The organism is Streptomyces sp. NBC_00510, assembly GCA_036013505.1.
Lineage (GTDB): Bacteria > Actinomycetota > Actinomycetes > Streptomycetales > Streptomycetaceae > Actinacidiphila.
Genome location: CP107851.1, coordinates 9,467,003 through 9,484,222, shown reverse-complemented (window position 1 = coordinate 9,484,222; position 17,220 = coordinate 9,467,003). Strand labels below are relative to the sequence as shown.

19 protein-coding genes are annotated in these 17,220 nt (G+C 74.2%); 9 read left to right on the top strand and 10 right to left on the bottom strand.

Going from position 1 to position 17,220, the window contains the following annotated elements; translation table 11 throughout:
- Positions 1–101 precede the first annotated feature (101 nt).
- Positions 102–1,049, top strand: coding sequence for a DUF748 domain-containing protein (locus OG937_43275; protein WUD78059.1), 948 nt, complete (start codon positions 102–104; stop codon positions 1,047–1,049).
- Positions 1,050–1,076: 27 nt separating this feature from the next.
- On the opposite strand, the gene OG937_43270 is transcribed toward OG937_43275, so the two are convergent.
- Positions 1,077–2,054: an alpha/beta hydrolase gene (locus tag OG937_43270; protein WUD78058.1), complete on the bottom strand. Its 978-nt coding sequence runs from the start codon at positions 2,052–2,054 to the stop codon at positions 1,077–1,079.
- A gap of 244 nt (positions 2,055–2,298) precedes the next feature.
- Between OG937_43270 and OG937_43265 the strand changes: the two genes are divergently transcribed.
- The gene (locus OG937_43265; GenBank protein ID WUD78057.1) at positions 2,299–2,505 is read left to right on the top strand and encodes a hypothetical protein; all 207 of its coding nucleotides are present in this window, start codon (positions 2,299–2,301) and stop codon (positions 2,503–2,505) included.
- Here OG937_43265 and OG937_43260 read toward each other — a convergent pair.
- From OG937_43260 to OG937_43250, 3 genes are all read right to left on the bottom strand, one after another.
- The gene (locus OG937_43260; protein ID WUD78056.1) at positions 2,466–3,308 is read right to left on the bottom strand and encodes a prephenate dehydratase; all 843 of its coding nucleotides are present in this window, start codon (positions 3,306–3,308) and stop codon (positions 2,466–2,468) included. The two genes, OG937_43265 and OG937_43260, sit on opposite strands and share 40 nt — an antisense overlap.
- 217 nt (positions 3,309–3,525) lie before the next feature.
- The gene (locus OG937_43255) at positions 3,526–4,227 is read right to left on the bottom strand and encodes an SDR family NAD(P)-dependent oxidoreductase (protein ID WUD78055.1); all 702 of its coding nucleotides are present in this window, start codon (positions 4,225–4,227) and stop codon (positions 3,526–3,528) included.
- Between the two features lie 112 nt (positions 4,228–4,339).
- Positions 4,340–5,212 carry an oxidoreductase gene (locus OG937_43250; protein ID WUD78054.1) on the bottom strand — a complete coding sequence of 291 codons (873 nt, stop codon included), beginning with the start codon at positions 5,210–5,212 and terminating at the stop codon, positions 4,340–4,342.
- Between the two features lie 243 nt (positions 5,213–5,455).
- On the opposite strand from OG937_43250, the gene OG937_43245 reads away from it, so the two are divergent.
- Complete coding sequence (locus OG937_43245) at positions 5,456–5,848, top strand: DUF1330 domain-containing protein (GenBank protein ID WUD78053.1); 393 nt, start codon at positions 5,456–5,458, stop codon at positions 5,846–5,848.
- A gap of 7 nt (positions 5,849–5,855) precedes the next feature.
- Here the strand turns inward: OG937_43245 and OG937_43240 are convergent, their stop codons facing one another.
- Entirely contained in the window at positions 5,856–6,773 is a 918-nt protein-coding gene (locus OG937_43240) for a helix-turn-helix transcriptional regulator (protein ID WUD78052.1), read from the bottom strand.
- Between the two features lie 183 nt (positions 6,774–6,956).
- Here OG937_43240 and OG937_43235 point away from each other — a divergent pair, with 183 nt between their 5' ends.
- The 3 genes from OG937_43235 to OG937_43225 are packed head-to-tail and all read left to right on the top strand — an operon-like array spanning position 6,957 to position 9,348.
- On the top strand, positions 6,957–7,895 hold the full coding sequence (locus OG937_43235; protein ID WUD78051.1) for an alpha/beta hydrolase: 939 nt from the start codon (positions 6,957–6,959) through the stop codon (positions 7,893–7,895).
- 39 nt (positions 7,896–7,934) lie between these two features.
- Positions 7,935–8,597 (top strand): MBL fold metallo-hydrolase, encoded by a 663-nt coding sequence (locus OG937_43230; GenBank protein ID WUD78050.1) that lies wholly within the window; start codon positions 7,935–7,937, stop codon positions 8,595–8,597.
- 28 nt (positions 8,598–8,625) lie between these two features.
- Entirely contained in the window at positions 8,626–9,348 is a 723-nt protein-coding gene (locus OG937_43225; GenBank protein ID WUD78049.1) for a hypothetical protein, read from the top strand.
- 2 nt (positions 9,349–9,350) lie between these two features.
- Here OG937_43225 and OG937_43220 read toward each other — a convergent pair whose 3' ends face one another.
- Entirely contained in the window at positions 9,351–9,995 is a 645-nt protein-coding gene (locus OG937_43220) for a class I SAM-dependent methyltransferase (GenBank protein WUD78048.1), read from the bottom strand.
- A gap of 70 nt (positions 9,996–10,065) precedes the next feature.
- On the opposite strand from OG937_43220, the gene OG937_43215 reads away from it, so the two are divergent.
- On the top strand, positions 10,066–10,635 hold the full coding sequence (locus tag OG937_43215; GenBank protein WUD78047.1) for a DinB family protein: 570 nt from the start codon (positions 10,066–10,068) through the stop codon (positions 10,633–10,635).
- 52 nt (positions 10,636–10,687) lie between these two features.
- On the opposite strand, the gene OG937_43210 is transcribed toward OG937_43215, so the two are convergent.
- Positions 10,688–11,620 (bottom strand): oxidoreductase, encoded by a 933-nt coding sequence (locus OG937_43210; GenBank protein WUD78046.1) that lies wholly within the window; start codon positions 11,618–11,620, stop codon positions 10,688–10,690.
- 99 nt (positions 11,621–11,719) lie between these two features.
- Here OG937_43210 and OG937_43205 point away from each other — a divergent pair, with 99 nt between their 5' ends.
- Together OG937_43205 and OG937_43200 are read left to right on the top strand one after the other, a co-directional pair.
- The gene (locus OG937_43205; GenBank protein ID WUD78045.1) at positions 11,720–12,280 is read left to right on the top strand and encodes a TetR family transcriptional regulator; all 561 of its coding nucleotides are present in this window, start codon (positions 11,720–11,722) and stop codon (positions 12,278–12,280) included.
- 314 nt (positions 12,281–12,594) lie between these two features.
- Positions 12,595–13,416: a DUF1684 domain-containing protein gene (locus tag OG937_43200; protein ID WUD78044.1), complete on the top strand. Its 822-nt coding sequence runs from the start codon at positions 12,595–12,597 to the stop codon at positions 13,414–13,416.
- 12 nt (positions 13,417–13,428) lie between these two features.
- On the opposite strand, the gene OG937_43195 is transcribed toward OG937_43200, so the two are convergent.
- From OG937_43195 to OG937_43185, 3 genes are all read right to left on the bottom strand, one after another.
- Complete coding sequence (locus OG937_43195) at positions 13,429–14,712, bottom strand: M48 family metallopeptidase (protein ID WUD78043.1); 1,284 nt, start codon at positions 14,710–14,712, stop codon at positions 13,429–13,431.
- A 121-nt stretch (positions 14,713–14,833) separates the two neighbouring features.
- Positions 14,834–16,222: a CoA transferase gene (locus OG937_43190; protein ID WUD78042.1), complete on the bottom strand. Its 1,389-nt coding sequence runs from the start codon at positions 16,220–16,222 to the stop codon at positions 14,834–14,836.
- 30 nt (positions 16,223–16,252) lie between these two features.
- Positions 16,253–17,116 carry an acyl-CoA thioesterase II gene (locus OG937_43185; GenBank protein WUD78041.1) on the bottom strand — a complete coding sequence of 288 codons (864 nt, stop codon included), beginning with the start codon at positions 17,114–17,116 and terminating at the stop codon, positions 16,253–16,255.
- Positions 17,117–17,220 lie beyond the last annotated feature (104 nt).

The window sequence follows — 17,220 nt, the reverse complement described above, 5'->3', positions numbered from 1 at the left end:
GCCGCCCTCATATACCTTGGCACATACCCCCAGGGGGTATAGCGTGGAGCGACGCGCCCACCCGGCACGCGTCCCCATGCCACGGCACCCACGGAGCAGCCTTGAACACCGGAACGAAGATCACCGCGTTCGCCGTCGCCCTGGCGGCCTCGTTCGGCACCGCCTACGGCGTGGGTGCGGCCTTCGACCCGGTCCGCCCACCGGCCGCCGGCGCGAACGCGCCGGGGCCGGGACACGCGCATGACACCGCCGACGACGAGGGCGCCGCCCAGCCCGCGGGAGGCCTGGCGATCAGCGAGGCGGGCTACACCCTCGACCTCCGCACGCCACACGTCGGTTTCGGTCGCCCGGCCGAACTGCGCTTCCTCATACGCGACGCCGACGGTCACCCGCTCACCTCGTACCGGCGGGCCCACGAGAAGGAGCTGCACCTGATCGTCGTCTCACGCGACCTGACGTCCTACCGCCATCTGCATCCGGTCCGGGCCGCCGACGGCACGTGGAGCACCCCCGTCAGCCTCCCCCGCGCCGGGGACCACCGGATCTTCGCCGACTTCACCCCCGCCGCGAAGGGCAGCCGGAACCTCACGCTGGGCGCGGACCTCTCCGTGGCCGGGGACCACCGGCCCGGCAGCCCCGCGCCGGTCTCCCGGACGGCGACCGTGGACGGCTACACCGTGACGCTCCACGGCGGCCTGCAACCCGGCGCCGCGCGGGAGCTCCGGCTGACGGTGACGAAGGACGGCCGCCAGGTCACCGACCTGCAGCCGTACCTCGGTGCGTACGGCCACCTGGTCGCCCTGCGCGCCGGCGACCTGGCGTATCTGCATGTGCACCCGGGCGGCGCCCCGGGCGACGGCGCGACCGCGCCCGGGCCGGACGTCTCCTTCACCGCCACGGCCCCGAGCGCGGGCACGTACCGCCTCTTCCTGGACTTCAAGCACCAAGGGACGGTCCGCACCGCCGCGTTCACGGTCACGGCCGGTCCGGAGGACGGCCATGCCGGCACGGACGGCGGCGGGACGGGCGGCCACGACCACGGCCACTGACGTCGGGCGTGGCTCGCGGCAGGCCGCTCAGCCGGAGCGGCGCCGCAGGCGACGGGCGCCGAGGAAGGCGGCCGCGCCGGCGGCCAACGCGCCCCCGGCGGCGCCGGCCAGAGCGCCGACGCCCGGCCGGTGCTCGCCGGACCCGGTGTCGGCCAGCGCCGGGCGGCCGGACTCGGCGGCGGTGGCGGCCTGGAGGATCAGGTCGGCGACGGCGTCGGGCCGGGCGATCAGGGACACGTGGCAGGTGTCGAGCTCCACGGTGTGGGAGTGGGCGCGCTCCGCCTGGAAGCGCTCCTGGTCCGGGTTGATCGTCATGTCCTGGCGGCCGACGAGGGCCCAGGACGGGATCGTCTTCCAGGCCGCGACCTTGGCCTTCTCCGAGAACGCGGTGGTGGCCGCGGGCCGCTGGGTGACCGCCAGCAGGTTCGCCTGGCTCTCCGGCAGGCAGGCGGCGAACACCGGGTGCACCTTGTCGCGCTTGAGGTAGAGGTCGGTACCGCTGACTCCCCCGCCGGCCCGGAACGGCACGGACTTGGTGGCGGTGCCCAGCGCGCTGGGGAACCGCTCGGACAGCGACATCCCGCTCTCACCGACGTCGGGCATCAGCGCGGAGACGTACACCAGCGACTTCACCTGGGGGTTCCCCGCCGCGGCGGAGCTGATCACCGCGCCGCCGTAGGAGTGGCCCGCCAGGACGATGGGGCCCTTGATGCTCTCCAGTACGGAGGCGATGTAGGTGGAGTCGCTGTACAGCCCGCGCAGCGGGTTCGCGGGGGCGATGACGGGGTAGCCGCGGCTTTCGAGCCGTTCGATCACCCCGTTCCAGCTGGAGGCGTCCGCGAACGCCCCGTGGATCAGGACCACCGTCGGCCTCGTCCCGGTCGTGTCCCCGTCCGCGGCGGCCGGGGCCGCGGCGGACGCGCAGAAGGCCAGGGCGCAGCCGGCCGCGGCGACGTGGGCGCGGCGTATGCGACGCCGCGAGCGGGAATCCAGAGTTGCCGCCATGCCGTATCTCGCTTTCCTCGGTGCTCAGGGCGGGGGCCCTACGGCACCTGAGTGTTCACGGCTCGGCGGCGACAGGCCCGGCCGCGTATGCCGACCGGGTCACGGCCATGGGCCGTCGGGGTGAAAGCCGCCCCGAGGGGGTGTGCGGCCCGCGGGGCGCACCGCGCGGCCGGGCTGCGGGGGCGGTTCCGGGTCGGACGGCGACGGCCTCGTCCATCTCTTCCTCCGCCTCACGCCCGACCACATGAGGGAGCGCGGGGGCTGCCGCGGCACCCGGCTGGCGACGCTCTTCCTGCTCGGCACGTCGACCGCCGGCCGCCGCATCGCGGTAATGGAGCGCAGCTACAACGCGGCCGCCGGGACGCTGCGCGCCATCGGCGGAGTCCTCGTGCCGAGGAGCCGGATCCTGCGTCAGTCGTGGTCCAGGAAGCGGTGCGGATGTGCCGGGTAGACGCCCATGATCCGCACCTCGGAGGAGAAGAAGCGCAGTTCCTCCAGGGCCAGGGCCACGCTGCTCTCCTCCGGGTGGCCCTCGATCTCGATGTAGAAGCGGCTGGCCTTCAGCCCCGCGCCCACCTGGTAGCTCTCGATCTTGGTGAGGTTCACCGCGTTGCTGGAGAAGCCGCCGAGCGCCTTGTAGAGCGCGCTCGGGATGTTGCGCACCGAGAAGAAGAGGCTGGTCATCATCGGCGTGCCCGAGTCCGGCGGGAACACGGCGTCGCGCGAGAGGACGACGAAGCGGGTGGTGTTGTCGGAGGTGTCCTCCACGCCGCCGCGCAGCACCTGGAGCCCGTACAGGTCCGCCGCGCCGGGCGGGGCGAGCGCCGCGTGCCGCGGGTCGCCGAGCTCCGCGACCTCGCGGGCGGCGCCCGCGGTGTCGTCGCTCACCAGCGTCTGCCAGCCGCCCTCGCGGATGATCTTCCGGCACTGCCCCAGGGCGTGCACATGGCTGCGGACGCACACGACGTCCTCCAGCGTGGCCCCGGGCACGCCCATCAGGTCGAAGCGGATCGGCAGGAAGTACTCCGCGATGATCGAGAGGTCCGCCTCCGGCAGCAGGTGGTGGACGTCCGCGACGCGACCGGCGGCGGAGTTGTCCACGGGGATCACGGCCAGCTCCGCGCTCCCCACCGCGACCGCCTCCAGCGCCTGCTCGAACGTCGTGCAGGGCAGCTCCCGGCTCTCGGGGTACAGCCTGCGGGCCGCGGCGGCGGAATTCGATCCGGGTTCTCCCTGGTAGGCGATGGTCACCATGTGCGCGTCGGTATCTCCGGATCGGTGGGCGGTGCGTGCGGCGGGGCCGTCCTCGCATGCTACTGCGCGCCGCGCGCGCACCTCGTTCCCGTCCGAGGGCCGGACGGCCGTGGCCGGACCGGGACCCCGGCTCGCCCCGGGCGCGGGCGGGTGGCCCACGGGCGGCCCCCACCACCCGTGGGTTCCGCGCCGGCCCCGGCGGCCGGCGCGGAGATCATCACCACGGCAACTGCGCGGTGAGGTCGCCGAAGGTGCCGGTCGGGCCGTCCGGGCCGACCGTGGCGTAGCGCACGATCGCCTCGGCGCCCTCCTCCGGGGTCTGGATGCCGTGCCCGCTCAGACCGTGCAGGTCGGTGGCGCTGAACCCGGGCTCGACGGCGTTGACGCGCATGTGGGGCAGGCCCTTGGCGTACTGCACCGTGAGCATGTTCACCGCCGCCTTCGACGCGGAGTAGACGGGCGTGACGTACCGCGACTCGTTCTTCCCGGGGTCGAGGACCGTACCGAAGGAGCCGAGCCCGCTGCTGGCGTTGACGATGACCGGCTCGGCGGACTCCCCCAGCAGGGGGAGGAAGGCGTGCGTCACGCGCACCAGGCCGACGACGTTGACGTCGAGGACGGTCGCCATGTGGGCGCCGGAGGCCTCCGCGGCGCCGACCATGCCCTCGAAGACACCCGCGTTGTTCACCAGGACGTCGAGCCGGCCCTCGCGGCGCCGCAGCTCCTCGGCCGCCGCGGTCACGGAGGCCTCGTCGGTGACGTCGAGCAGGAGCAGCTCCGCGCCGAGCTCGTCGGCGGCCGCGCGTCCGCGGGCGGCGTCCCGGGAGCCGATGTAGACGGTGTGCCCGAGCTTGATCAGACGGCGGGCGGTCTCGCGGCCGAGGCCCTTGTTGCCGCCGGTGACGAGCGTGATGGTCATGGGGTGCTCCCTTGCTGGTGCTCGTGACGCGCGGGTGACCGCGCGCCGACGTGTCGGGGGGTGTGGTGGGAAACGGTGGGGGGTGGGCGGGGTGGCGTGAGTGTGGCGCCGTTCAGCCGGCGATGCCGTCGAGTTCCGCGACGGCGTCGGCAGGCAGTTCCAGGGCGGCCGCGGCGACGTTCTCGCGCAGGTGCGCGAGCGAGGACGTCCCGGGGATCAGGACGGTGGTCGCCGACCGGCGGAGCAGCCAGGCGAGGGCGACCTGCTGCGGCGACGCGCCCAACCGGGCCGCCACGCCCGCGAGTTCGCCCGACTGGAACGGGGTGAAGCCGCCGAGCGGGAAGAAGGAGGCGAAGGCGATGCCTTCGGCCGCGCACCGGTCGACGAGGGCGTCGTCCTGCCGCTTGACCAGGTTGTAGAGGTTCTGCACGGCCACGACGGGGGCGATGGACTGCGCCTCGGTCAGCTGGGCGTCGGAGACCCCGCTGAGGCCGAGGTGCCGGATCAGGCCCTGCTCGCGCAGTTCCGCGAGGGCGCCGAACTCCTCGGCGATCGGGTCGTCGCCGGTGCCCTCCACGGAGCCGAGGCGCAGGTAGACCACGTCGAGGGTGTCGAGCCGCAGGCGCCGGAGGTTCTCGTGCACCTGGGCCTTGAGGTCGTCGGGCGCCAGGGAGGGGATCCAGCCGCCGGTGCCGTCGCGGCGTGCGCCGACCTTGGTGGCGATGCGCAGGGCGTCAGGATAGGGGTGCAGCGCCTCCTTGATGAGCTCGTTGACCACCGCGGGACCGTAGAAGTCGCTGGTGTCGATGTGGGTGATCCCCCGCTCGACCGCCTCCCGCAGCACGGCGAGGGCCTGGTCGCGGTCCTTCGGGGGACCGAAGACACCGGGACCGGCCAGTTGCATGGCGCCGTAGCCCATGCGGCTGATGACGAGGTCGTCCGCGAGCCGCAGCGCACCACCGGGGAGATTCCTGGCATTGCTCATGTGTCGCCTTTCGCGCAGTGGTGTGGGGGGGGGACGAACCGGCTGGCTCCGGCCGCCCTCCACTGTGCGCGGCGTGGGGCGCGGGTGGCAGTGCCCCGCTGTTCCTGGGGGTGAGGGGACCAGCCACCTCACCCGCCAGGACGCATCCCGGCGTCCGTGCGGCGCGTCGCGCGGCGATCCGGCCGGTCCGTCACGTCGCCTGGTCACGACGACCGGCGACGGCACCCACCCGGAAGGCCCGACATGAGCACGTACCTGATCAACCACCTGCGCATCCCCGGCGGCGTCCCGAACGACGAGGGCCTGACCTACCTGGAGCGCGTCGACGCCACGTTGCGGCCCTACGGCGGCACGTGGCTCGCGAACGGTGAGCCGACCGTGGTGGAGGGCGCCTGGCCCGGCCTGGTCGTCCTGCTGGAGTTCCCCGACCGGGCCGCGGCCCAGGACTGGTACAACTCGCCCGAGTACCAGGAGATCCTGCCGCTGCGCACCCGCAACGCGATCTCCGACCTCGTGCTGATCGACGGTCTTCCCGCGGACTACACCGTCGCGGGCTTCGCCCGGCAGGTCCGGGCGTCGGTCGCCGGTGCGTCCGGCGCATCGGGTGCATCCGGTGCGTCCGGTGCGGACGGCTGACGCAGGCTCAGAGGCGCCCTGGCCGGGGCGGGTCGATCCCGCCCCGCTGGTGTGCCCGGTCCCCGGCCTCGTTCGCGCCCGGCTGCCCGGCCGTCCACGAGGCCAGGATGCGCAGGGCGTCGTACGACGGGCTGCCGGGCTCGGCGGTCAGCACCATGAGGCGCTGACCCGAGCCGTCGGGACTGCTCCAGGTGTCGCAGTCGAGCGTGAGGTCACCGACCAGGCGGTGCCGGTAGTGCTTGGTGCCGTAGCTGGTGGTGATGACGCGGTGCTCCGCCCACCAGGTGCGGAAGTCGGCGTCCTGGACCGACAACTCGCCGACGAGACGCGCCAGTTCGGGATCGTCGGACTCTGCGGCGGCCTGCATGCGCAGGGCGGCGACGGCGTCGCGGGCATCGTGCTCCCACTGCCGGTGCATGCCGCGGACGGTCGGGTGCGTGAAGAGCAGGTGCACGTAGTTGCGCCGGCCCGGCGGGACCGCCGAGAAGTCGGTGTACAGGGCCGCGGCGGCGTCGTTCCAGGCCAGGACGTCCAGCCGCTTGCCGAGGACGACGGCGGGCGTCGCCGTGAGCTGGTCGAGCAGACGCCGCATCGCGGGCCTCACGCCCTGCGCGGGACGGCGGCGCCGCGGCTGCGCGTCGGCCTTGCCGGCGAGCTCGTACAGGTACCTCTGCTGGTCGTCGTCAAGGCGCAGCGCACGGGCCAGCGGGGCGAGGACCGAAGCCGACGCCCGGACGCGGCCCTGCTCGAGCCGTGTGTAGTAGTCGACGCTGATCGCGGCGAGCTGCGCGACCTCCTCACGGCGCAGGCCCGCGACCTTGCGCCCGGAATCCGCCGGCGGCAGACCGCATTCGTCCGGTGCCAGTTGCGCCCGGCGGGCTTTCAGGAAGGCTCCGAGTTCGCGAGGGCCAGATGCCGCAGTCATGTGCCCCATTCTCCCGCGCGCTCCCCCTGCTGTGAGGGGGCACGTTTCTTCCCCGGCAGGAACCCGCCTCTTTTGCCCACCCCGGCCGGGACGGATGGTCGAGAGGTGCCCGGCACCGTTCCGGGCGGCAGAGGGCCCGCCGAACGGGCGCGGCCCGCCACGACAGCGAACACGGAGCACCCTGTGGCCAAGACCACCGTCACCTTCGACAGCGCCGGCATCCCGCTCGCCGGCCACCTCTACACCCCCGACCACTCCCCCGACGAGCAGGGCCCGCGGCCCGCGATCGTCGTCGGCCACCCCGGCACCGGCGTGAAGGAACAGGCCGCCGGCCTCTACGCGCGGCGCCTGGCCGAGAAGGGCTTCGTCACGCTCGCCTTCGACGCGGCCCACCAGGGCGAGAGCGGCGGCGAACCCCGCGGCCTGGAGGACCCCGCCCACCGTGTGGAGGACCTCAAGGCGGCCGTCTCCTACCTCACGACCCGAGGCGACGTTGACGCCGGGCGCATCGGCGCCTTGGGCATCTGCGCCTCCGGCGGCTACGTCCTCCCCGCAGCGGCCGGTGACCGGCGGATCAAGGCCGTCGGCACCGTCAGCGCGGTCGACGTCTCCCGCCAGTTCCGCCTGGGGGCGGACGGGACCCAGGACGCGGCCGTGTTCCAGGGCATGCTGGAGGCCGCTGCCGGCGCACGTACCGCCGAGGCCCGCGGCGAGGAGCCGCCCGTCCTGACCTTGTTCCCCGACACCGCGGACCAGGCCCGCGCACTGGGCGGGGAACACGGGGTCGAGGGCTTCGACTACTACCGCACGCCGCGCGCCCGGCACCCCCGGGCGGCCGACTTCTTCACCTGGTCGAGCGTCGACAGGATGGCGGCCTTCGACGCCTTCGCCGCCGTCCCGCTCATGGGCCCGCGCCCCCTGCTGATGGTCGTGGGGTCCCGCGCGGTCACCGCCTGGATGAGCGTCGACGCGTTCCAGCGCGCCACCGGCCCCAAGGAGTTGCACTGGATCGACGGCGCGAGTCACGTCGACCTCTACGACCGGGAGCGGTACGTCGACCCCGCGGTCGAGAAGCTCGCCGGCTTCTTCACCCGGAACCTGGGCCCTGCCGCGGGCCACTGACCCCGGCGCCCGGGCCGGGTGCGCCGGTAGGGTCCACGCATGCGTGAAGTGGCGACCGGCGTCTGGCACTGGCAGACGCCGCACCCGGAGTGGACGCCGGACGAGCGGTGGCCGCGGGAGGTGTCGTCGTACGCCGTCGACGACGGCACCCGGCTGCTCCTCCTCGACCCGCTGTCCGTGCCGCCCTGGCTCCTCGCGCTCGCCGCCGACCGGGAGCCGGTCGTGGTGCTCACCGCTCCCTGGCACGAGCGCGGCACGCGGAGCCTGGTCGAGCGCCTCGACGCGCCGGTGTTCACTCCCCCGCCCGACACCGCCGACGACCTCGTGCGGAAGTTCGGCGTCACGCGCGAACAGGCCGGTGACGGCAGCCCCGACCTCGCCTGGCTGCACACCGGCGACGGCGGCCATGGCCGCCTGTACACCGCGGGCGACCGACTCCCGGCGGGGATCGTGGCGTTCGCCGGGAGGGAGCACAACGACCTGGTCCTGTGGGACGGCCGTGTGCGGGCCGTCATCCCCGGCGACACCCTGGTCGACTTCGGCCGCGGGCTGCAGATCAACGACTGGCTGCGGGACGGCGTCACGCGCGAGCAGGTGGTCCAGCGCCTGCGGCCGCTGCTCGCCCTCCCGGTCGAGCTCGTGCTCCCCGCACACGGCGCGCCAGCCGACCGGGCCGCACTGGAGCGTGCGCTGTCCCTCTGACCTCACCCCGGTCCGGCACAATGCGCGCGTGATCCTGGACGCCATCGACGCCGTGGACTGGTCGGCGATACCCAACCCGACGTCGTGGCCGGGCGACGAGCCCGCACGCGTCGCCGACGCGCTGCGGCGGCTGACCGTGTCGACCACGGCCAACGAGACAGGGAGTGCGGCGGCGGCACTGGGGGGCAGCGGCTTCACCTGCGGCCACGCCGCCATGGTGTTCCCCGCGGCCTACCCCGCCACGGCGATCCTGCTGGACCTCGTCGAGCACGGCCGGCGCCCGCGCATCAAGGACGTGGCCCTCTCCCTCGTGTTCGACGCACTGTGCTTCTCCCCGCTCGCCGGCCACAACCGCGTGGACACGCCCTACGGCACCGACGTCCCGCTCTGCTGCGCCATCGCGCGGCAGATCCGCAGCCGTGCCGGCGCCCTCCTCGCGTACGGCATCCACGGGAAGCACCTACTGGCGCAGGCCGCACTCCACTGGCGGCTGGCCGTTGAGGAGTCCGAGCCGCAACCCGACGGCACCACGACCGCCTTGGCGGTCCTCGAAGGCAAGCCCTTCGACACACCGGCCGAAGCAGAAGTGCACACGACGGGGCCGCAGAAGACGTTTCCGGCCGTGCGCGTCGAGTCGCTGACGGCGGATGCCTCCGGCGCGGCGTACGTACGACTGGCGCACGCACCGTCCAGCGTGCTGTCGCCGGGGTGCGTCCTCTACGACGCCGAGTGCGGACTTCGCGAGCACTGAACTCACCCGTCGCGGCGTGCGAAGAGGATCCCCCCGAGCCTGCTCTCGGCCGAGGTGAGCGTCATCTGCGACTCCACGGTGAACCCGGCGTCGCCGAGCCACGCGGCCATGCGGTCGGGCCGGCGCAGGTGGACGCGGATCTTCATCGGGTGGCCGCCGTAGCCCTGCGTCTTCAGTCGCGTGCCCTCGCCTGCATGGAAGGCGAGCAGGAGCGGGCCGCCCGGCCGCAGGGCGCGCCGGAAGTGCGTGAGGACGGCGCCGACCGCGTCGTCGGGGACGTGGATCAGGGAGTACCAGGCGACCAGGCCCGCCACCGAGCCGTCGGGAAGGTCAAGGTCCGTCATGGACCCGACGTCGAACCGCAGGCCGGGGTGTTCGCGCCGGGCCACTTGGATCATCGCGGGCGACAGGTCGATCCCGAAGGCGTCCACGCCCAGTCCGTTCAGGTGGGCCGTGATCCTCCCGGACCCGCATCCGACGTCCGCGACCGGCCCTCCGCCACTGCTCTTGACCAGGTCGGCGAAGAGCGCCAGGACCGCGCGCTCGTAGGGTGTTTCGTCCATGAGGCCGCGGAGCTGTTCGGCGTAGTCCTCGGCGACGGTGTCGTAAGACGTCCGGGTGTCCGCGAGCCAGTCGTCGGTGTCCATGGCCGGCCACGGTAGTTCACCGGGGGAACGGGTTCTCGGGCGGCACCCGCGCCCGGTAGGTTCGGTTGCCGTGACCGACGACGCGTGGGAGATCGGCCGGAGCCCGGCCGGGGGGCCGGAGCCACCGCTCGCCGGGGGCGAGGCCGCGACGCTGCTGGGCTCGCTGGAGCGGCAGCGCGCGACCTTCGCGTGGAAGTGCGGCGGCCTGGACGCGGCGGGCCTGCGGGCGACGGTCGGTGCTTCGTCGGTGACGCTGGGCGGCCTGCTGAAGCACCTGGCGCACTGCGAGGACGCCTCGTTCTCCCGGAAGTTCCTCGGGCGGGAGCCGGGTGCGCCGTGGGACACGGTGGACTGGCGCGCCGACCCCGAGTGGGACTGGCACTCCGCGGCGCAGGACGGCCCCGAACAGCTCATGGCGCTCTGGCAGGACGCGGTCGCCTGCTCCCGCCGCGTGGTCCGCGAGGCCCTGGCGGTGGGCGACCTCGGGCAGTTGGGCCGATACACCACCGCTGACGGGCGGTCACCGAGCCTGCGGCGCATCCTCGTCGACCTCATCGAGGAGTACGCGCGGCACGTCGGGCACGCCGACCTCATCCGGGAGTCCGTCGACGGGCTCGTCGGCGAGGACCCGCCGGGCTGACGGACCGCGGCGGGCGACGCGGCGGCGGGCGGACGATGCGACGCGGCGGCGCTCAGGCGGGGAACCGTACGCCCGTGAGCCGCTCGCTCTCCGTCCACAGCCGCTCGCCCTCGGCCGGGTCGTCCGCGCCGCGCGGCAGCCGTACCGGAACGGGGGTTCCGGAGGTCTGGTCGCGTCCGGCGGGGCCGAGGAACTGCCCGCTGCGGACGTCGGGGCTGGTGGCGGCGTACAGCGACGGCCAGGCCGCGCCTTCGGGCGACCCCATCAGCGCCCGCGAGGCGACGGCGACGGCCATCCGGGCGAGCGGGCCGCTGCTGTGCCGCTGCAGGTTCGTCATCGCCGAACCGGGATGGACGACGACCGCCTCGACGGAGGTGCCCGCCAGGCGGCGCGCCAGTTCCCGGGTGAACACGACGTTGGCGCGCTTGGACTTGGCGTAGGCGCCCATCGCTCCGTACCGGCGCTCGCTGTTGAGGTCGTCGAGCCGGCCGCTGCGCCATCGCGCGGCGACGGCGCTGACGGTCACGACGCGGGCCGCCTGCGACCGGAGCAGGGCCGGCATGAGCCCGGCGGTGAGGGCGAAGTGGCCGAGGTGGTTGGTACCGAAGGTCAGCTCGAAGCCGTCGGTGGTGGTGCGGCGCTCGGACACGTTCATGACGCCCGCGTTGTTGATCAGCAGGTCGACCGCCCCCGGCCCCGCGGCCAGCCGCTCGCCCGCCCGCCGGATCGAGGCGAGGCTGCCGAGGTCGACGACGACCGTGCCGACGTCGGCGCCGGGCTGCTCCGCGGCGAGGGCGGCCGCCGCCGCCTCGAGCGTGTCCTGGCTGCGTCCGGCGAGGATCACGCGGGCGCCGTGGCCTGCGAGCACGCGCGCGGTCTCCAGGCCGATGCCGCTGTTCCCGCCCGTGATGAGGGCGGTGCGGCCGCGCTGGTCGGCGATGGCGCCGGGGGTCCAGTGGGGGGTGGCGGCGGTGGTGGCGGGCATGCCCGTACTCCTATCAAGTGAACGTTCATTTAGTAGCTCGACAGTGCCCCGCCCCTGGCCGAGTTGTCAAATGAACGTTCAATAGCCGAGGATGCGTGCATGCGCACACGTGATCCGGAGCTGAAGCGGCGGCTGCTGCTGGAGGCGGCGCTGACCGAGTTCGCCGAGTACGGCGTCGCCGGGGCACGGGTCGACCGGATCGCCGGACGCGCCGGGGTGAGCCCCGGCCTGACCTACTCCTTCTTCGACGGGAAGGAGGGCCTGTTCGAGGCCGTCTACGACGCCGTCGTCGAACAGGCCGTCGCCGGCATCCCCATCGACGCCGACGACCTGCCCGGCTACGCCGGCCGCCTCTACGACGCGGGCCTCGACCACCCCGAGGTCATGCGCTTCGTGGCCTGGTACGCCCTCGAGCGCGGCGACGGCCGCGAGGTCCGGCCCGTCGTGGCCGCGTCCATGGCCGACAAGGTCGCCGCGGTCGAGGACGCGCAGCGGCGCGGCACCGTCACCGACCGCATGGGCGCGGGCGAACTCCTCGCCCTCGTCCTCGTCGTCGCCAACATGTGGCAGCGCCAAGGGGAGGACGTCCGCTCCCTGGTCCCGGCACCGGAGCGCAGGAGGGTCGTCGTGGAGTCGGTGCGGCAGCTCGTCACCCCCTGATCCGACGTCCGTACGCGTCGAGGGGCGCGAGTCACCCGCGCGCACCCTCCCTACACGGCACGGAGGTTGACCCCTGCCCGTCCTGACGCCGCGCTCACGACACGCGGCGCCCCCCACCCCGTCCGGCGCAATCGCGACGGCCTCCGGCCTGCGCGGCGATCGCCCACGGGGCAGCCTGGGAAGCGGAGCCCGCCCGGTCGTCCTCGCACGCCGACCGGGCGGGCCGCCGCGTCGGGGGCAGCCGGGATGACCTCGCGGGCCGCGGCGGTTGTACGGGGCGGAGAAGTACACCGCCACGCGAGGGAGCTGCGGACATGACCGCTCAGGACGTCGAACGCACCGGCTTCACCGAGCAGTGGGAGCGCTGGCACCGCGGCAAGGAGGAGGTGCTCGCCGGTCCGCACGGCTTCCTGGCGATCACGAGCCTGCGCTGGCTGGGACCGCGACCGGAACGCTTCGAGGACGCCCCCGGCACCTGGTCGGTCGCCGACGGCCACGTGGTGGTCGAGCTCGGCGACGGCGAGGAGTTGACCGTCGACGGTGCGCCGGTGCGCGGCCGGTACGACTTCGGCGTGATCGGCGAGCGCGACGGTGTCCACGCCGGCTTCGGCGACGCCGTCATCGAGGTCGCCAAGCGCGGCGGGCACGACATCCTGCGCCCACGCCACCCGGACAACCCGCTGCGCACCGGCTTCACCGGGACGCCCGCCTACGCGCCCGATCCCCGCTGGGTCCGTGAGGGCCGGTTCGTGCCCTACGACGCCCCGCGTCCGGTGACCGTGGGAGCGACGGTGGAGGGCCTGGAGCACGTCTACGACTCTCCGGGCCAGGTGGAGTTCGACGTGGACGGCGCGACGTACCGGCTCACCGTCTTCAACGGCTCGCGGCCGGGCGCCCTCATGGCGCTGTTCACGGACGCGACGTCCGGGGTGACCACCTACGCGGCGAACCGCTCCCTGCAGATCGACCCGCCGGACGCCGGGGGCGGGGTGAGCCTGGACTTCAACCGGGCGGCCAACCTGCCCTGCGCGTACACCGACCTCGCCACCTGCCCCCTCCCGCCCGCCGGCAACCGGCTGCCGTTCGCCGTCGAGGCGGGCGAGAGGATCCCCCTGGAGCGGGGCGGCCGGGCCTGAACCCGGGGTCGCTCAGCCGCGCAGGACCTCCCGGCCGAGCCGGCGGCGGGCCGGGTCCAGCGCGGCGTCGACCTCCTTGTTCCGCGCGACGTCCAGCACGACGGCGGCCCGATGGTGCTCCCGGCGCTCCACGGCGGCGCGGCGCAGGTGGGTCGGCGGGTGCGTCTGGTCCTCGGCGTGGGCGGTCAGCGCGGACAGCCGGCGCCGCCGCTCCAGCTCGTGCACGGGAATCGACGCCACGTACTCCTTGAGCCGCTCCCAGACCGCCTCGTCGGGTTCCCTGTCGGCGCCGCGTGTGGCGCGGTGCACGGTGCCGGCGGTGACGTACTGCTGGTCGAGCCAGAAGGAGACGGCATCGGCGAGCAGCAGGACGTCGAGCCCCCCGATGGCAGCCTCCGTCGAGCCGATCTGCGCTTCGAGATCGTCCGCGAGGTACTCGGCCTGCTGACTGGCGCGCAGGGTCAGGTGTGCCAGGACGTGCAGGAGCAGCAGCACGGCGGAAGCGGGTACGAACATGAGCAGCCGTGCGGCGATCTCGATCATTCCCAGGCCGCTGGTGTCCTGCTGCGGACGCAACAGCACGTACCACTCGACGAGCGTGCGGTGAGCGGAACCTATGACGAGCGTCTGGCTGGTGTCGCCGTTGACGAAGTGACCGAACTCGTGGCCGAGCAGGCCGACCCGCTGCTGCGGGGTCAGCACCTCCCACAGCCCGAGTCCGATCGTCAGCACCTTGCGACGGCGCAGGCCGACCGCCTGGACAGAGGCGTTGACCTGGGCGTCCACCACGACCACGTCCGCCCGTGGCGCTCCGAGGGCGTCGGCCACCTCGTCCAGCAGCGCGTAGAGCGCCGGCGCGTCCGCCCGGTGCAGCCGGTCCCCGTGCCGCGGCATCCGCCCCAGCCGCGGACGCATCAGCCATGCCAGGCCCAGCAACAGGACGCCCAGCACGGCGGGGATGATCGCCCGCCGGCCCGTCGCCAGGAGGCACACACCGGCGCCGGCCACGGCCAGCGTCAGCAGGTGCACGAGGCCGGCGATCGCGTAGGCGCCGACGTATGCCGCGCCCCGGCCGGGCCTCGGCGGCCGTTCCGAGGTCATCCTGGCGAACAGTTCCTCGCCGTACGCCCGCGACAGGCGCCGGCGCAACGCGTCGATGGGGCCGTCGTGCTCCTCGTCGTCCTCGTTCCCGCCCCGCACGTTCCAGTCGCACGCCGCGCACCAGACGACGAACCGGTCGTCCGCCGTCAGCCGCTGCCCGCACTGCGGGCACGGTCTTCCCCGGCCTGTCTCCATGCCGCCCCTCCCCTTGATCATCTCCAGCCGGGGCATCGTAGTGGCGGTCCGGGCACTCCGCGCGCGTGGGGCAGGCCACCGCCCGCCCCCGGGCGAAGGGTTCACCCGGGGTCCGTGTGGTTCACCGCCAGACCGGAAGATCCGTGCCCCAGCGCCCCGGGGGGCGGGTCCAGTCCGCCGGGGCGCCGTGGTAGCCCAGGGGCGGGAGGGCGTGGACCAGGCGTCCGTAGGCGGAGTCGGCGACGGCGAGCCGGCGCGTGGGGTCGTGGTCCCCATCGGATCCGGTTCCGGTCCGCGCGTCGCCGGGGCCGATGCCGTGCGTCAGCCAGGAGGCCGTGGCCGTCAGCGACAGCCGCAGCAGCCTTCCGCCGCCGTGGCGGCGGGCGTCGGCCAGGGCGCGCAGGACCGCCGCGGCCAGCAGGTAGCCGGTGCCGTGGTCGAGGGCCTGGGCGGGGAGGACGCCCGGGCGGCCGTCCGGTCCGGCCTCGATCGAGGCGATGCCGCAGCGCGCCTGCACCAGGCTGTCGAAGCCGCGCCGCCCCGCCCAGGGACCGGACCGCTCCCAGGCGCGGAGCTGGGCGACGACCAGCCCCGGCCGTCGCTCGCGCAGCGCCTCCGGCGAGAGGCCGAATCGGTCCAGTGCGCCGGGGCGGTAGCCGGTCACGACCACGTCGGCGGAGGCGAGGAGTTCCTCGAGGACCGTCCGGTCGGGACCGGAGAGGTCGAGCCGCGCCGACCGCTTCCCGAAGCCGGTGTCGGCGTGGGCCGACTCGTCCTCCGGCAGACGGGGGCTGTCCACCCGCAGCACGTCCGCGCCCAGCAGTGCCAGCGTGCGCGTGGCGACCGGTCCGGCGATGACCCGCGTCAGGTCGAGCACGCGGACGCCCGCCGCGGGCAGCCCCGCCGGAGGCAGGGGGCGCACCGCAGCGTCGTCGGTGCGCTCGGTCTCCACGAGCGGCTGCGTCGCCGGGCCCGGGTCCCGTACGGCGACGGCCAGTCCGCCCGCCGCGTAGACGGTCTCCTCGACCTCCGCGGCCGTGCGCCCGGCCAGCTCGTCCGCCAGCCGTCGGGCCAGGGCGTCCTCGTCGCCGCCGTCGCCACCGCCGGGAAGGCCGAGGGCGGCGGTCAACCGGGCGCGGTGGTGCGGGTAGTTGGCATGGGTGCGCACCCACCCGTCCGCGGTGCGCCAGAAGCCGGACAGCGGAGCGAAGGACGTGGCCGCCCGGCCGTCGATCCGCAGATGCCGCTCGCTCACGAACGCGGTGGCCACCGCCCCCTCGTCGACCAGCACCGGGGGCGGCGGCCCACCGGAGCGCAACGCGAGCAGCTCTGCGGCGGCGAGGGAGCAGACCCCGACCGTGGCCCGGGCCATCCGGCGTACCGGCAACCGGGCGGGCAGCACCCCGGCCACCTCCCGGTACGCCACGTGTTCCGCCCGCTCGGGGGCGCCGCCGAGGGCCTCCCAGGCGTCGGCGGTCGGGCGGTCGGTCGGCTGCTGCTGCTGCTGCATCGTGTCGTTCCTTCCTCGGAGGGCGGCCGTTCAGCGGGGCGGGCGCCGCCGGTACAGCCCCTCCTGCACGACGGAGGCGACCAGGCGGCCGTCCCGGGTGAAGAACTGACCCCGGGCCAGGCCCCGGGACGACGCGTACGTCGGGCTCTCCATGGCGAACAGCAGCCACTCGTCGGCGCGGAACGGCCGGTGGAACCACACGGCGTGGTCGAGCGACGCGGCCTGCCGCACGCCGGGGTGGTCGGCGTAGGGCAGGCCGGCCGTCGCGAGCAGCCGGATGTCGGAGAAGTAGGTCAGGGCGCAGGCGTGCAGCAACGGCCCTCCTGACAGGGCGTCGCGGGTGCGGACCCACAACTGCTGGCGCGGTCCCTGCCCGATGCTGGGCAGTCCCTTGTCGGGGTCGCCCACGCAGCGGGACTCCAGGACGGCCTCGAAGACGGACACCCCCCGGCGCGCACGCCGGAGCTCCCACAGTTCGGGCAGTCCCTCGGGCCCGGGCGCCACGGGCGCGTCCGCCTGGTGCTCGTCGCTGTCCTCCGGGCGGTGGAAGGAGGCGGAGAGGCTGAAGATGGCCTCGCCGTCCTGGATCGCGACCACCCGCCGGGTGGCGAAGGAGCGTCCGTCCCGGGTCCGGTCGACCTCGTAGACGATGGGCCGGTCGGTGCGGCCCGCGCGGATGAAGTAACCGTGCAGGGAGTGGACGAGCAGGTCAGGGGCGGGCAGGGTCGAGCCCGCCGCGATCAGCGACTGCGCCGCGACCTGGCCGCCGAAGGCCCGGGGCGGCATCCCGGCGTGGCAGAAGCCGCGGTAGAGGTTCTCCTCCAGCCGCTCCAGGGTCAGCAGTTCCGTGAACGAGGTGGCCGTCTCGGCGGGGTCCGGGACGTTCTGCTGCATGGGTCCACCGCCAGGGTGCGTACGGCCGGGCGCTCACCGCTCGCCCACTTCTGTGCATGACGCACATGGTAGGGCCGCCGACCTGCGCGGACCCGGCGGGGTCG

Bases quoted from the DNA above. Each gene is read 5' to 3' on its own strand.
- OG937_43270 (WUD78058.1), bottom strand. From the start codon at position 2,054: ATGGCGGCAACTCTGGATTCCCGCTCGCGGCGTCGCATACGCCGCGCC.
- OG937_43265 (WUD78057.1), top strand. From the start codon at position 2,299: ATGAGGGAGCGCGGGGGCTGCCGCGGCACCCGGCTGGCGACGCTCTTC.
- OG937_43260 (WUD78056.1), bottom strand. From the start codon at position 3,308: ATGGTGACCATCGCCTACCAGGGAGAACCCGGATCGAATTCCGCCGCC.
- OG937_43255 (WUD78055.1), bottom strand. From the start codon at position 4,227: ATGACCATCACGCTCGTCACCGGCGGCAACAAGGGCCTCGGCCGCGAG.
- OG937_43250 (WUD78054.1), bottom strand. From the start codon at position 5,212: ATGAGCAATGCCAGGAATCTCCCCGGTGGTGCGCTGCGGCTCGCGGAC.
- OG937_43245 (WUD78053.1), top strand. From the start codon at position 5,456: ATGAGCACGTACCTGATCAACCACCTGCGCATCCCCGGCGGCGTCCCG.
- OG937_43240 (WUD78052.1), bottom strand. From the start codon at position 6,773: ATGACTGCGGCATCTGGCCCTCGCGAACTCGGAGCCTTCCTGAAAGCC.
- OG937_43230 (WUD78050.1), top strand. From the start codon at position 7,935: ATGCGTGAAGTGGCGACCGGCGTCTGGCACTGGCAGACGCCGCACCCG.
- OG937_43220 (WUD78048.1), bottom strand. From the start codon at position 9,995: ATGGACACCGACGACTGGCTCGCGGACACCCGGACGTCTTACGACACC.
- OG937_43210 (WUD78046.1), bottom strand. From the start codon at position 11,620: ATGCCCGCCACCACCGCCGCCACCCCCCACTGGACCCCCGGCGCCATC.
- OG937_43205 (WUD78045.1), top strand. From the start codon at position 11,720: ATGCGCACACGTGATCCGGAGCTGAAGCGGCGGCTGCTGCTGGAGGCG.
- OG937_43200 (WUD78044.1), top strand. From the start codon at position 12,595: ATGACCGCTCAGGACGTCGAACGCACCGGCTTCACCGAGCAGTGGGAG.
- OG937_43195 (WUD78043.1), bottom strand. From the start codon at position 14,712: ATGGAGACAGGCCGGGGAAGACCGTGCCCGCAGTGCGGGCAGCGGCTG.
- OG937_43190 (WUD78042.1), bottom strand. From the start codon at position 16,222: ATGCAGCAGCAGCAGCAGCCGACCGACCGCCCGACCGCCGACGCCTGG.
- OG937_43185 (WUD78041.1), bottom strand. From the start codon at position 17,116: ATGCAGCAGAACGTCCCGGACCCCGCCGAGACGGCCACCTCGTTCACG.